Genomic DNA, 13806 nt, shown 5'->3' with positions numbered 1-13806 from the left:
GTGGGGGGTCGTGGACCTGAGGAGCGAGGAGGCCGCGGGTGCCCCGTCGCGGTGGGCTGGAGTGGCTGCGGACCCGTGACCCGGAGTTGCGGGCGGTACGCCGTTCCGCGCGGGTGGCGCTCGTGGCGTGCCTGAGTTTCTATGTCGCGCGCTACGGCTTCGGGGATCCCGTCGTCGCGATCTACGCGCTCTTCGGCGCGGTCGCCTCCGGTGCCCTGTCCTATGTCCCCGGTACGCCGCGCGAGCGTGCCCGGACGCTGCTGGCCGCGCTGCCGGTCGCCGCGCTGCTGGTCACCTTGGGCACGGCGCTGGCCGTGAGCGACTGGACGGCGGCGCTGGGCATGCTCGGGGTCGGCTTCGCGGTGACGTACTCGGGGGTGGGCGGGCCGAAGCTGGTGGGGCTCGCGAACGGCCTGCAGCTGTTCTACATCCTGCCGTGCTTCCCGCCCTACCAGCCGGAGACGCTGGGGCTGCGCCTGTCGGGGCTGGTGGTCGGCGTGCTGCTGATGGCGGCTGCCGAGACCTGGGTGTTGCCCGATCCGCCGCCCGGCCGCTACCAGGACCGGCTCGCCCAGGCCTGCCGGACCGCCGCCGACGCGCTGCAGTCGCTGGCGCAGGAGCCGCCGGTGGCGTGCGACCGGCCGGAGGTGCTGGTGGAGACGGCGCAGCGGCTGCGCATGAGCCATGTGCCGAAGGACGAGCGTCCGGCGTCGGCGGGGGCACGCGACCGGGCGCTGTGCCAGGGTGCCGCGTATCTGCGGCACCTGCTGGCGCAGACCCGGCAGTTGGCCGACGACGCCCGGGAGCGGTCGCCCGCGCCCGACCCCGCCCGGTCGCGGATGCTGCTGGCCTCGGCCACCGCGTGCCACAGCGCCGCCCGGGCCCTGGCGGGGGAGGCGCCGCCGCCCGTCGTCGCCCCGTGCGCGGCCGCCGCGGCGGCCTTCGAGGAGCACCGGGCCCGCCCGCCGGTGCCGGGCACGAACTCCCCCACGACGGTGCGGGACGGGGCGATGGCCCTCGACATCGCGTACACGGCCGCCTTCCTGGTCACGTCGGTGCGGATCGCGCTCGGTGCCCCTGTCCCGCCTGACATGACGCCGCACGGCGAGCGGCCGGGTCCGTTCTGGTATGCGGGGCAGTCGTTCACCTCGCTGTACGGGCACCGGATGCGGGCCCACCTCACACCGCGCTCGGTCTACTTCCAGAACGCGGTGCGCATCGCGCTCGCCCTCGCCGCGGCCCGGCTGATCGCGGGCGGGCTCGGCCTGTCGCACGGCTTCTGGGCACTGCTGACCACGCTGACCGTGATGCGCACCAGTGCCGCGGGCACCCGTACGACCGTGGTCCCCGCGGTGCGCGGCACGCTCGTGGGGGCCGGGGTGGCCGCGGCGATGCTGGTGCTCGTGGGGGACCATGCCCTCGTGTACGCCGTCGTGATGCCGCCCGTGTTCTTCCTGGCGTTCACGGCGGGGCCGCTGCTCGGGCTGGGCTGGGGCCAGGCGTTCTTCACGGTCGCGGTGGCCACCGCCTTCACACAGATCGCCCCCGCGGGCCCGGAACTGGCCGCGTTCCGGATCGCCGACGTGGTGACCGGTGCCCTGACCGGGATCCTCGTCGGGCTGCTGGCCTGGCCGCGGGGCGGTACCGGGGAGCTGGGGCGGGCCTGTTCCCGGCTGCTGGACCAGGGCACCCGCGCGGTCACCCAGATCACCGAGTGCATCACCGGGACCGGATCGGTGGGCGACGCCCTGCCCAGGGCCCGGCTCGCCCAGCTGATCGCAGAGGCGAGCTACGCCCAGTACGCCACCGAGCGCGACGCCCCCGGCGTCGAGCCCGCCTCGGCGACCGACTTCCAGGCGATCATGCTGGCCGGGAACCGCGTCCTGACCATGGGGCAGACCCTGGTGGACCACTGCCCACCGGGGGCCCTGGCGGCGTGGCCGCTCAGCGCCGCGCACCTGCGGGACGCCGCGCACCACCTGCGGCTGACCGCGCTGCCGCTCACATACGACCTGCGCTCCGGCACCCGGCGCCCGGCCCCCGTCGAGCCCGCGGACCGGCGGGTGCCGACGGACCGCACCGTCATCGCGGACGTGTGTGCCGCCTCGGGCGGCCGGGCACCGGACCCGCTGCTGTACTACGCCGTCGACGCCGCGATCTGGCTCTCCAGCCTGCAGCGGGTGGTCACCGCGATCGTCCGTCCGCCGGCGGAAGGTCGGACAGCAGTGCCGGGTTGACGACCGCGAGGATGGCGGCGACGTCCTCGCGGGGCACCACGGGCCAGAGCACGGCGCGGGCGCCCCGGTACTTGGCGGCCAGCCGCAGCCGCTGCTCCTGCGAGAGCCGCGCGGCCCGGTCCGGGTGGCTGTTGTGGGCGTTGTCGGCGATCTTCACCAGGGCCGCGTCCCGGCCGGCCGCGATCCGCCGCAACGTGTCCTCGTACCGCACGTCCGGGCGGTTGGTGACCTGCTCGACGATGCCGACGACGCGGTCCGGGACGCCGGCGGCGCGCAGCCGCTCGGCGGTCCAGGGGGTGTCCTCGATGACGTCGTGCAGAAGCCCGGCCATCTGCAGTTCGGGGCCGAAGGCGGCGAGCCCCGCCGCGACGGCGCGGACGTGCTCGATGTAGGGCACGCCGATGCGGTCGGTCTGGCCCTCGTGCGCCAGGCGGGCCAGGGCCTCGGCATCGGCGACGCTGTTCACCTTCACGGCCCCCATCCTCGGGGCCACCGGGCGGTCCGGTCCAGCGCCCGGCCCGGCCCTCAGCCCAGCGACGCGAGCAGGCGCTCGGCCAGCGGGCCGGAGGAGGCCGGGTTCTGACCGGTGGTCAGGTTGCGGTCGGTCACCACGTGGGGCGCCCAGGGATCGCCCTCCTGGAAGTCGGCCCCGAGGGCGACCAGTCGGTCCTGCAGGAGCCAGGGGGCACGGTCGGCGAGGCCGGCCTGGGTCTCCTCGGCGTTGGTGAAGGCGGTCATCCGGTAGCCCGCGAAGGGCCAGGATCCGTCGGGGCGTTCGGCGGCGAGCAGGGCCGCGGGGCCGTGGCAGACGACGCCGAGCGGCTTGCCCGAGTCGAGGGCCGCCGTGAGGAGCCGGCCGGAGGTTCCGTCGACGGCGAGGTCCTCCATCGGGCCGTGCCCGCCGGGGTAGAACACGGCGGCGTAGTCGTCGAGGTCGGCCTCCTCCAGCTTGATCGGCCGCCGCAGCGCCGTCATTGTCTCCAGCTCGTCGGCGACGGCCCGCGCGCCCTCCTCCCCGCCGTTGACCTCGGCGGCCAGACTGCCCCGGTCCACGGTGGGGACGACGCCGCCCGGGGTGGCGACCACGACCTCGTGCCCCGCGGCGGTGATAACGCGGTGGGGGGTGACCGCCTCCTCGGCCCAGAAGCCGGTCGGGTGCTCGGTGCCGTCGGCCAGCGTCCAGGACGTGGCGCCGGTCAGGACGAAAAGGATCTTCGCCATGTCAGGTCTCCTTGGGTGCTCGGTTGCGGCCGGCCCGCGTCGGGCGCGGACCGGACAGCTCGAAGGTAGGGCGGACATCCCATTGGATTCCAATAGGATCGCCGCCATGAGCCATACGGAATCCAATGGGTCGGCGGGAATGGGCCCCGGGCGCGCGAGCGGGGGCCCCGCGTCGCTGGACCTGGCGCTGCTGCGCACCTTCCTGGCCGTGCACCGCGCCGGTTCCTTCACCGCGGCCGCACGGCTGCTGGGGCTCTCCCAGCCGACGGTGACCACCCAGATCCGGACGCTGGAGGGGCAGCTGGACCGCGAGCTCTTCGACCGCCTGCCCCGCGGGGTCGCCGCCACGCCCTTCGCGGACGAACTCGCCGGCCGGGTGGCCGGGCCGCTGGACGCCCTCGCCGCCGTGGCCGACCGGGGCCGTGCCGACACGGAGCTGCCCGCCGAACCGGTCCGCCTCGGCGGGCCCGCGGAGCTGCTGTGCGAGCGGGTGCTGCCCGCGCTCGCGCCGCTCGTCGAGCGCGGCGTGCGGCTGCGGATCGGCACCGGGCTCACCGACGACCTGCTGGAGGGGCTGCGGGCCGGACAGCACGACCTGGTGATCTCCACGCACCGCCCGCGCGGCCGCCTCCTCAGCGCCGTCCCGCTGATGGACGAGGAGTTCGTCCTGGTCGCCGCCCCCTCCCGGGCGGCCCGGCTGGACGTGGCCGCCGACGGGCCCGGCGCGCTGAGCGGCGTCCCGCTCGTCTCGTACGCCGAGGACCTGCCGATCGCCCGGCGTTACTGGCGCCATGTCTTCGACCGCCGCCTCACGGGACAGCCCGCCGTGACCGTCCCGGACCTGCGCGGCGTCCTGGCGGCCGTCGCCGCGGGCGCGGGCTTCGCCGTGCTCCCCCGCTACCTCTGCGCCGGCGCCCTGGCGGCGGGCACCCTCGTTCCGCTCCTCGACCCCGACGACCCGCCCATCAACACCGCCTATCTCGTCCAGCGTCCCGGCGCCGCCCACCACCCGCACCTTGGCCGGGTGCGCGACCTGCTGCTGCGCGAGGCCCGCGCCTGGTGAGCGGTACGGCCCGGCGGCGAGGGAAGCCGCCCGTTCCGGGCGGCGGCAGGGGCGCGTGCTTGAGTCTCCTCCGGCGGGAGACCCGAGGATGGCGGACATGGACGACGGCACCCTCCACACCATCGGCGACCTGTCCCGGCTGACCGGTCTGACCGTGAAGACCATCCGCTACTGGTCGGACGCCGGAGTGGTGCCGCCGACCGATCGGACACCCGCCGGCTACCGGCTCTACGACCGGGCCGCGCTGGACCGGCTGGGACTCGTGCGCACACTGCGCGACCTCGGCATCGGTCTCGCGGCCATCCACTCCATCCTGAGCAGCAGGATCACCGTCGCCGAGGTCGCCGCGGCCCACGCGGAGGCGCTGGAGGTGCAGATCCGCACCCTGCGGATCCGGCAGGCGGTGCTGCGGACGGTCGCGGGGCGCGGGGCCTCACCTCAGGAGACGGAACTGATGCACAGGCTCGCCACCCTCTCGGACCGTGAACGCCGCCGCCTCGTCGACGAGTTCGTCGACCACATCGTGCGCGGCATCGATGTCGACCCCGTTTTCGCGGCCATGATGCGCGCCGCGGCGCCCGAACTCCCCGACGACGCCACCCCGGAACAGGTCGGCGCCTGGGTGGAACTGGCGGAGCTGATCCAGGACGAGGGCTTCCGGACCGGCATCCGCCGCGCCGTCGCCGACCAGAGCCGCTCGCTCGGGGAGGGCGGAGGACCGGACCCGGAGGCCGCCCGGCGGACGGCCGTGTTGCTGCGCGAGCGGGCGGGCGGCGCCCTGGCGGCGGGGATCGACCCCGCCTCCCCGGCCGCCCGGCCGGTCGTGGACGACATCGTCGGCGCCTACGCGGAGCTGTCCGGCCGCGCGGACGGACCGGAGTTCCGGGACTGGCTGGCGGAACGGCTGGAGGTCTCCCACGACTCCCGTTACGAGCGCTACTGGCAGTTGCTCGCCGCGATCAACGGCCAGGAGGCAACGCCCGCGCTCTCCCCGGCCGTGGCGTGGCTGACCGCCGCCCTGCGCGCGGGCTGAACCGGGCCGGGCGGGCCGTCAGCGCTCCTCGGCGCCGGCGGCCCGCTGCCGCAGGACCTCCGCGGCCCGCCGGCACCAGTCCCGGTTGCCCTCCTCGAAGGCGAGGCCGCGCAGACAGGTGAGGTAGGGGCCGACGCGGCGGCCGCGGCTGAGGAACTCCTCCTCGCTGCGACCGCCCCGCATCCGGGCGAGGAGCCTGCCGAACAGCTCGATCCGCGCGTCGGCGAAGGCGGCGCGCTCGCCGAGCCGGGCGATCAGTTCGCCGGCGTCGACATGGTCGGCCGCCTGCACCTTCACCAGCAGGTCGTCGCGGATGAAGGAGGGTTTGCTCACGGCCGTCGCGAACCGCTCCAGCTCGGCGAGCCCGGCGTCGGTGACCTGGAAGAGCCGCTTGTTGGGCCGGGTGTCCTGGACGACCTCACGGCCCGCGATCAGCCCCTCCTTCTCGAGCTTGGCCAGCTCTGCGTAGAGCTGCTGCGGCAGGGCGTGCCAGAAGTTCGCCACCCCCATGTCGAACGCCTTCGTCAGCTCGTAGCCGCTGAGTTCCTCGTCCAGGAGGGCGGCCAGCACCGCGTGCCGCAGGGCCATCGGGACTCCCCTTCCGCTCGCTTCCTCGTCACTGCCTCTTCCATGGGTCCGCTCCTCATGATACTCAAGAAAATGACTAATCAATTTTCTGACTATCGAGAACCCCCGAACCGGACGACCAGGAGGAGCCATGACAGCCGCCGACCGCTTCCGTGCCGCCGTGGAGAGCCGCGATCTCGCCGCGCTGGGCGAGCTGTTCCACGAGGACATCCGCCTCAACAGCCCCGTGAAGTTCACGCCCTTCGAGGGCAAGCCCATGGTGCTGGGACTCTTCGGCGTCCTGCTGCGGACCTTCGAGGACTTCCGCTACGTCGGGACCCTGGAGGGCATGGCGGAGTCCGGCGCGGACGGCACCGAGGCGCCGTCCGTGGTGCTCGTGTTCCGCGCCACGGCGGGCGGCAGGAGCATCCACGGCATCGACCTGCTCCACTTCGACGAGGCCGGTCTCATCAAGGAGTTCACGGTGATGGTCCGCCCGCAGTCCGCGGTGCACGCGCTCGGCGAGGCGGTCCTCGCCGGCCTCGTCGCCGACGGCCTCGCCCCGGCCCCGTCCGGCGGCCGCTGAGCGGCCCGGGAGCGGCCCCGGCGCCGCCGTCACCGGCCCGCGAGCAGTCCGCGGTACCAGGCGACGGTGGCGTCGAGGACCTCGCCGCCGGTCGGCGCTCCGGGGAACGCGGCCCCGCCGAGGGTGGTGGAGTTGAGCACGCCGGGACCGACGAAGTCGCCCGCCGTGACGACGCGCTCACGGCCTGGGTCACCGCGCACGCCGGGGAGCGCGCCGCGGGAGCCCCCGGCGTGCCGCTGGCGGGCGCCGTCCTGGCCTGGTCGCACCTGCACGGCGCCGTCGGCCTGGAGGCGGCCGGCCGGTTCCGGGGCACGGGCCACGACGGCGCCACGCTGCCGGCCGCCCAGATCGACTCCCTGGCCGACTCCTTCGGCCTGGCCTGAGCCCTCGGCGCTACCTGCGCCGGGTGCCCGGCGAGCGGCGCAGCCGGAAGAGCAGGGCGATCGCCGCCATACCGCCCAGCAGTGTGGCGCTGCCGAGGGCCAGCAGCATGCGTCCCGACCCGTCGCTCTCGGCCGCCAAGGGCTGCGTGGCGGGCGTCCGGACCGCCTCCCGGGGGGACGGGGACGCGGCGGCGCCGGAATCGGCGGCGGGGCCGCCGGAGGCGGACGCGCCGCCCCGGGAGGCCCGGGCGTCCGGGGCTCCGGCGGTCGCGGCGGCCGACGGCCCGGCGGTCCCGGCGGGCTTCGACGGCTTCGCGGGCCTGGCCGGCGACTTCGCGGCGGCGGCCGGGAAGACGACGTCGGAGCAGGAGTAATACGTGTCCGGGGTCGAGGAGTTCTGCCAGATCGTGAAGAGGACGTGCCGCCCGGTGCGGTCCGAGGGCAGCCGTCCGCTGATGCGGTAGGCGCCGCCGGACACCGGCGGGTCGGTGACCTTGATGAACGCGTCGCTCGCCAGCGACGACCAGGTCAGCGGCCGGGACGGGTCGTAGCCCTGCTTGGTGAGGTAGAGCCGGAACGTGCCCTGGTGCGGGATGGTCGTCCCGTACGCCATCGTGAAGGCGGCTCCCGGGGTCAGCCTGGTGGCCGGCCAGTCCGTCCGCGGCAGGTCCAGGCCGCGGAAGGCGGCCAGCCCGCCGCTGCACAGCCTGCCGTCCGGGATCACCTGGCGGTCCCGGCCCGCGACACCGGCGACGCGGAGGTTGTCCCAGTCCGCGAAGGGCCGGCTGCCGCCGTTGGCGGCGGCGGCCGCACGGCAGGCGGCCGTCCCCACGTACTGTCCGCTTCCGGACGCGCACGCGGCGGCACGGCTGACCGGGGACACCGGCGCGCCGTGGGCCGCTGCCGGGCCCGCCGCCAGGGCGAGCAGCGGCCATACGGCCGTGCCTGCGACGACGGAGCTGAGCACGTGGCGCGATGGGGCCATGCCGGCCGCCTCCCCTGTTGCCGTTCGGTGGATCGGAACGCACGTCCCCCCGTACTACGGACGGTCGGCGGGGGGTGTTCAGCCGGGTGGGGGGTTCCCGGGAACCGGCCGTGAAGGAATCGTGTCTGGAGAGGAAAAGTCGACGCGGTCGCCGGCACCGCGCCATGCGCAGGGGGGACAAGTGAATGAGCGGCTGGAGGGCTTCCGGATACACCGAGTCCAGGGAGCTGGGCTCGGGCGGCGGCGGTCGCGTGGTGCTCGCGTTCCATGACGCCACGTCAACGCCTGTCGCGATCAAGTACCTGAGCGACGAACTGCGCGCCGACCCGGAGTTCCTGCAGGAGTTCCGCGGCGAGGCGCAGCTGTTGGGAGGTCTCGACACACCGTATGTCGTCAGTCTGTACGAGTACGTGGAGGGTCCCGGCGGCGCTGCCATCGTCATGGAACTGGTCGACGGCATAGCGCTGCGGGCACTGCTCCGCCAGGAAGGGGCCACCGGGCCGGAGGCGGCGCTGGTGGTACTGAAGGGGTCGTTGCTCGGCCTCGCCGCCGCCCACCGCACCGGTGTGGTGCATCGCGACTACAAACCGGAGAACGTCCTGGTCGCGGCGGACGGCTCGTCGAAGCTCGTCGACTTCGGCATCGCGTTGCGCAGCGGAACCCAGGGTGCCGTGGCGGGTACGCCCGCCTACATGGCGCCCGAGCAGTGGAACGGACGGTCCGCCTCGCCCGCGGCCGATGTGTACGCGGCGACGGCCACGTTCTACGAGTGCCTGACCGGCAGCAAGCCCTTCCGGGGCGAGAACTTCGCCGAGCTGGCCGTACAGCACATCGAGGCCCCGGTGCCCGTCGAGCAGGCGCCGGAACCGGTGCGGGAGCTGATCCTGCGCGGGATGGCGAAGGACCCCGCGGAGCGTCCGGCGGACGCCGAGGCGTTCGTCGCGGAACTGGAGGTGATCGCGGGAGCGGCCTACGGAGACGACTGGGAGGAGCGCGGGCAGCGCAGGCTCGCCGCACTGGCGGCGTTGTTGCCGCTGTTCTTCCCCTCGGCGGGACCGGCGGCCGGGCAGGTCGACCTGGCCACGACCCTGGTCCGCCCCGGCGGCCGGCGCCTGACGCGTCAGGGCGTGCTCGCCGCGGTGGGTGGTCTGATCATCGCCGGCCTGCTGACATTCGCCGCGGTGGCGTCCGGGGAGGGCCCGCGGCAGACCACCGCCAACTGGACAGGGGAAACGACGAGAGCGACCCCGCGCGGCGGCTCCGACGCGCCGGGGACGGCGGCACCACCGGGCAGTCCCTCGCCCGGCACCAGTCCGTCGCCCTCGGAGTCTGTGACCGCCTCGGCCTCGCCCGGGGCGACGGCCGTCACCATCACGCCGATCGCGCCGACGCCGACCACGACGGCTTCGGCCTCCGCTTCCGCGTCCGTGACGACGACCACGCCCACGGTGTCGCCCTCGACGTCCACGACTCCGCCGGTGAGCGTGAGCGACGTCTCCATCACCTCGCTCACCCAGACGGGTGTATTCGGCGCCTCGGCCACGATCCAGGTGAGTGCCAGTGACGGCCGGCCGGTGACCGTCACGGTGAGCTGGTACGTGAGCAACGCGAAGGGAGAGCTCGGCACCGCGGACGGCGCCCAGACCTTCACGCGCAACGGCTCGACGTCGTACACGTTCTCCGCCGACCACACGTTCCCCCGGGGGAGCGGCTGCTACTACAGCGCGGTCGCCACCACCCGCCCGGCGGCGGGCAACGGGCAGTCCTGGCAGCAGATCCTCACCCGTCAGTGCGGCATCACGTGAGCGGGCCGCGCGACCTCCCGCCGGAGGACACCGAGAGCACCTTCCGCCTGGGCAGCCCGCCCGAGGACACGCCGCCCGCACCGCCACAGGACGCGGAACCACAGGACGCGCCGCCGCAGGACGCGCCGCCGCGGGACGCGGAACCACAGGACGCGGAACCACAGGACGCGCCGAAGGATGTGCCGTCCACCGGGGCGGCCGCAGCCGCGCCGATCACCGTCGTGGACAGCGCCGCGCACGACTACAGCGCCACCGTCCTCGCCGAGCACTGGGCCCCCGCGACACTGCCGACGGCGCGACCGCAGCCCACGGGGACGACGGACGGTCCGGCGCCCACGGTGAAGGCGGGCCCGACCGTCGTTCTCCCGGACCGCGTCGACGGCGAGGTCATGCGCTTCGGGCCGGGCGTCACCCCGGCCGCGGCGGCCCGCGCCGACATCGCCGCCGCGGTGTGGCGGGGCGTGATCACGCCCCCCGCCCCGCCGGCGCCGCGACGCCGCGGATGGGGGCGGCGCTACGCACTGGCCGCCGCCGTCCTGGTGGCGGTGCTGCTCTTCCTCGCCTGGCAGCGCTTCGGGCCGGGCCTGCAGGTGAAGCAGGTAGCAGTGAGCGCGGTCCCGGCGACGCCCGCCTGCGACACCACCGTGGACCTCGTCGCCGTCGTCACTACCAACGGCCGTCCGGGCACGATCAGTTACCGCTGGCTGCGCAACGACGGCACCACCTCCGACATGCTGTACGAGGAGGTCCCGCGCGGCCGCCACGAAGTGCGGCTGCATCTGCTGTGGACCTTCCGCGGCCACGGCACGTACACGGCGCGGGCCGAGCTGCGCCTGACCACCCCGGGCCACCGTCCCGTCACCACGGGTTTCACCTACGACTGCCCGTGACCCCCGAGCCCGCCCGCGCGCCGTATGCGCGGGCGGGCTCCGCCATATGACGCGGCCTCAGCACATGGCCGCCCCTTTAACCCGGCTTGACCGGGACGGCCACTCTCGGTAGCGCTTATCGCATCCCCGCGCCCTTTTCGCAACATCGCGAATCGGTGGTTTTTTCCGGTTTCCGGAACGGTACTCGTCGATTCATCGCGACATAGCGAGCATTTGCGCAGCCCAGTGCCGCGATGGGCTACTTCGATCATCTTCGAGTGGCAGTCCCAACGAGGACGGCGGAGACTACGAGGAGCGACATATGGTTGTATGGCGAGAGAAGAGCTCACGACCGCATGGCTTCCGGATTGCTCGCTCCGGCCCATAGCCGGAGCGCGAGGGACACCGGGTACCGGCCTTAACCGGCCGCCCGTGGTCGACTTTTCCTCAAGGAGCTCACATCGTGGAAAAATCTGCAGAGGCCCTGGCGTCGGATCCCGCTTCGGATCCCGATGAATCTTCAACAACCGGGCGTCCCTACGCCGCCCCGGCCGACGGCACGGAGAGGATTCTCGCCGAAATTCTGTCGGACGTCGTGCACGCCGACCGGGTGTCGGTCGACAGCCACTTCTTCACGGAATTGGGTGCCGACTCGATGGTGATGGCCCACTTTTGCGCCCGCGTGAGGAAGCAGCAGGACCTGCCGTCCGTGTCGATGAAGGACATCTACCGGCATCCGACGATCAGAAGTCTCGCGACGGCCATGGCGGACGCTCCGCCGGCCGCCCAGGCCCCCGCTGCGGCGCTCCCCCTGGCCGACGCGCCGGTCGCGGAGCCGATCGCGGTGGCGGCCCCGAGGGGCACACCGCGCTATGCACTGTGCGGCGCGCTGCAACTCCTGTTCTTCGTGGGGTACTCGTACCTCGCCGCGCTCATAGTGACGCGCGGGGCGGAGTGGATATCCGCCGCCTCGGGTCCCCTCGACACCTACCTGCGGTCGGTCGAGTTCGGCGGAGCGGCCTTCACCGGCGTCTGCGTCCTTCCCATCGCGGGCAAGTGGCTGCTCGTCGGGCGCTGGAAGCCGCAGGAGATCCGCATCTGGAGCCTGGCGTACTTCAGGTTCTGGTGCGTGCGGACCCTGATCCGGGCGAATCCCATGGTGCTGTTCGTGGGTTCGCCGCTGTACGTGCTGTACCTGCGGGCGCTGGGCGCGCGCATAGGCCGCGGCGTGGCCATCTTCTCCAAGCACGTACCGGTCTGCGCCGATCTGCTGACCATCGGCGACGGCACGGTGATCCGCAAGGACTCCTACTTCTCCTGCTACCGCGGCCATTCCGCGGCGATCCAGACCGGCCCGGTCACCCTCGGCAAGGACGTGCTGATCGGCGAGGTGACGGTGCTCGACATCGGCACCTCCATGGACGACGGCGCCCAACTCGGCCACGCCTCCTCCCTCCACACCGGCCAGGCCGTCCCCGCCGGCGAACGCTGGCACGGCTCCCCGGCACAGCCGGGCGCGGCGGACTACCGGGTGGTGGCGCCCGCGCCGTGCGGCATGCGGCGCCGGATCACCTACTGCCTGATGCAACTGCTGATCCTGCTGGGCGTCTGGATCCCGCTGGCCGTCGGCGGGGTGGCGATCCTGCTCGCCGTGGTCCCGCGACTGGACGTGCTGCTGGAGCCGGGGCCGGTGGCCCTGACGACGTGGACCTTCTACGCCGACGCCCTGGCCGCGTCCTTCGTCCTCTTCTGCGGGGCCGTGCTGCTCGGCCTGCTCCTCGTGGCCACCGTGCCGCGGGTGCTGCACCTGTTCGTGAAGCCCGACACGGTCCATCCGCTCTACGGATTCCGCTACGGGATCCACCGGAGCATCGGCTTCCTCACCAACCGGAAGTTCTTCCGCGTCCTGTTCGGTGACAGTTCCGGCATCGTGCACTATCTGCGCGCCATCGGATACGACCTGTCGCCGGTGGAACAGACCGGCTCGAATTTCGGCACCGAGGTGAAGCACGAGAACCCGTTCCTGAGCAAGGTCGGCAGCGGGACCATGGTCGCCGACGGCCTGTCCATCATGAATGCGGACTATTCGAGCACCTCTTTCCGCGTCACACGGACGGCGATCGGCCCGCACAATTTTCTCGGAAATCACATCGCCTATCCCTCGCAGGGCAGGACGGGAGACAACTGCCTGCTCGCGACGAAGGTCATGGTCCCCATGGAAGGACCGGTGCGGGAGAACGTCGGACTGCTGGGCTCGCCCAGCTTCGAGATCCCCCGCACGGTCGACCGGGACAGCAAATTCGACCACCTGAAGAACGGCGACGAGTTCCGCCGCCGACTGTCCGCGAAGAACAGGCACAACGCCGCCACGGCGGCGCTGCACCTGCTGCTGCAGTGGACGCTGCTGTTCGCGGTGGCCCTGATCGCATCGTGCGCCGCGGACCTCTATCCCTCGTACGGCGTGTGGGCGGTCGCCCTGGCGAACGTGGCGACGCTGGTGTTCACCGTCACCTACATCGTGCTCGGCGAGCGCATCGTCACGAGGTTCCGCGGTCTGAGGCCGCTGTACTGCTCGATCTACGACCCCGACTTCTGGCGGCACGAACGCTACTGGAAGGTGACGGCCGCGACCGAGTACCTCAACGTCCTCAACGGCACCCCGTTCAAGAACGTCGTCTGGCGGCTGCTGGGCGTGCGGATCGGGCGCCGGGTCTTCGACGACGGCCTCTTCCTCCCGGAGCGCTCCCTGGCCGCCATCGGCGACGACTGCACCCTCAACGCGGGCACCGTCATCCAGAGCCACTCCCAGGAGGACGGCGCCTTCAAGTCCGACCACAGCGCGCTGGGTGCCGGCTGCACCCTCGGGGTCGGCGCCCTCGTCCACTACGGCGTGACCGTCGGCGAGGGTGCGGTGATCGCCCCGGACGCCTTCGTGATGAAGGGCGAGGAACTCCCCCGGCACGCCCGCTGGGGAGGCAACCCCGCCCGGGAGATGCCCGAGAACCCGACCAGCGGCGGCGAACTGGCCACCGCGCTGACCAGCGGTGCGTAGCCCCG

13 protein-coding genes are annotated in these 13806 nt (G+C 73.2%); 8 read left to right on the top strand and 5 right to left on the bottom strand.

Translation table 11 applies throughout. From position 1 onward, the window contains the following. Positions 1–38 precede the first annotated feature (38 nt). Complete coding sequence (locus ACWDAS_RS15685; RefSeq protein ID WP_450390324.1) at positions 39–2237, top strand: FUSC family protein; 2199 nt, start codon at positions 39–41, stop codon at positions 2235–2237. On the opposite strand, the gene ACWDAS_RS15680 is transcribed toward ACWDAS_RS15685, so the two are convergent. Both ACWDAS_RS15680 and ACWDAS_RS15675 read right to left on the bottom strand, forming a co-directional pair. After that, positions 2185–2718 carry an HD domain-containing protein gene (locus ACWDAS_RS15680; RefSeq protein WP_450390321.1) on the bottom strand — a complete coding sequence of 178 codons (534 nt, stop codon included), beginning with the start codon at positions 2716–2718 and terminating at the stop codon, positions 2185–2187. The genes ACWDAS_RS15685 and ACWDAS_RS15680 overlap by 53 nt on opposite strands. 44 nt (positions 2719–2762) lie before the next feature. Then, complete coding sequence (locus ACWDAS_RS15675) at positions 2763–3458, bottom strand: type 1 glutamine amidotransferase domain-containing protein (protein ID WP_450390319.1); 696 nt, start codon at positions 3456–3458, stop codon at positions 2763–2765. Between the two features lie 106 nt (positions 3459–3564). On the opposite strand from ACWDAS_RS15675, the gene ACWDAS_RS15670 reads away from it, so the two are divergent. Continuing rightward, positions 3565–4521 carry a LysR family transcriptional regulator gene (locus ACWDAS_RS15670; protein WP_450390316.1) on the top strand — a complete coding sequence of 319 codons (957 nt, stop codon included), beginning with the start codon at positions 3565–3567 and terminating at the stop codon, positions 4519–4521. Between the two features lie 97 nt (positions 4522–4618). Then, on the top strand, positions 4619–5554 hold the full coding sequence (locus tag ACWDAS_RS15665; protein ID WP_450390313.1) for a MerR family transcriptional regulator: 936 nt from the start codon (positions 4619–4621) through the stop codon (positions 5552–5554). An 18-nt stretch (positions 5555–5572) separates the two neighbouring features. Here ACWDAS_RS15665 and ACWDAS_RS15660 read toward each other — a convergent pair whose 3' ends face one another. Further along, positions 5573–6142 carry a PadR family transcriptional regulator gene (locus ACWDAS_RS15660; RefSeq protein ID WP_450390310.1) on the bottom strand — a complete coding sequence of 190 codons (570 nt, stop codon included), beginning with the start codon at positions 6140–6142 and terminating at the stop codon, positions 5573–5575. Between the two features lie 130 nt (positions 6143–6272). Here ACWDAS_RS15660 and ACWDAS_RS15655 point away from each other — a divergent pair, with 130 nt between their 5' ends. Continuing rightward, entirely contained in the window at positions 6273–6707 is a 435-nt protein-coding gene (locus ACWDAS_RS15655) for a nuclear transport factor 2 family protein (RefSeq protein ID WP_450390308.1), read from the top strand. A 29-nt stretch (positions 6708–6736) separates the two neighbouring features. On the opposite strand, the gene ACWDAS_RS15650 is transcribed toward ACWDAS_RS15655, so the two are convergent. After that, a complete protein-coding gene (locus ACWDAS_RS15650) occupies positions 6737–6907 on the bottom strand; it encodes a hypothetical protein (protein WP_450390305.1) in 171 nt (56 codons plus the stop codon). A gap of 30 nt (positions 6908–6937) precedes the next feature. Between ACWDAS_RS15650 and ACWDAS_RS15645 the strand changes: the two genes are divergently transcribed. Next, positions 6938–7090 (top strand): hypothetical protein, encoded by a 153-nt coding sequence (locus tag ACWDAS_RS15645; protein ID WP_450390302.1) that lies wholly within the window; start codon positions 6938–6940, stop codon positions 7088–7090. A 10-nt stretch (positions 7091–7100) separates the two neighbouring features. Here the strand turns inward: ACWDAS_RS15645 and ACWDAS_RS15640 are convergent, their stop codons facing one another. Next, positions 7101–8075 (bottom strand): lytic polysaccharide monooxygenase auxiliary activity family 9 protein, encoded by a 975-nt coding sequence (locus tag ACWDAS_RS15640; protein ID WP_450390299.1) that lies wholly within the window; start codon positions 8073–8075, stop codon positions 7101–7103. Positions 8076–8260: 185 nt separating this feature from the next. Here ACWDAS_RS15640 and ACWDAS_RS15635 point away from each other — a divergent pair, with 185 nt between their 5' ends. The 3 genes from ACWDAS_RS15635 to ACWDAS_RS15625 all read left to right on the top strand — a co-directional run bounded on the left by ACWDAS_RS15635 (position 8261) and on the right by ACWDAS_RS15625 (position 13801). Beyond that, on the top strand, positions 8261–9880 hold the full coding sequence (locus ACWDAS_RS15635) for a serine/threonine-protein kinase (RefSeq protein WP_450390296.1): 1620 nt from the start codon (positions 8261–8263) through the stop codon (positions 9878–9880). Beyond that, on the top strand, positions 9877–10770 hold the full coding sequence (locus tag ACWDAS_RS15630) for a hypothetical protein (protein ID WP_450390293.1): 894 nt from the start codon (positions 9877–9879) through the stop codon (positions 10768–10770). Before ACWDAS_RS15635 ends, ACWDAS_RS15630 begins: the two co-directional genes overlap by 4 nt. Positions 10771–11209: 439 nt before the next feature. Next, on the top strand, positions 11210–13801 hold the full coding sequence (locus tag ACWDAS_RS15625; protein ID WP_450390651.1) for a Pls/PosA family non-ribosomal peptide synthetase: 2592 nt from the start codon (positions 11210–11212) through the stop codon (positions 13799–13801). Positions 13802–13806 lie beyond the last annotated feature (5 nt).

The sequence above is a fragment of the Streptomyces sp. NPDC001070 genome, from assembly GCF_053598835.1.
This window is presented reverse-complemented; position numbering and strand designations above follow the sequence as displayed.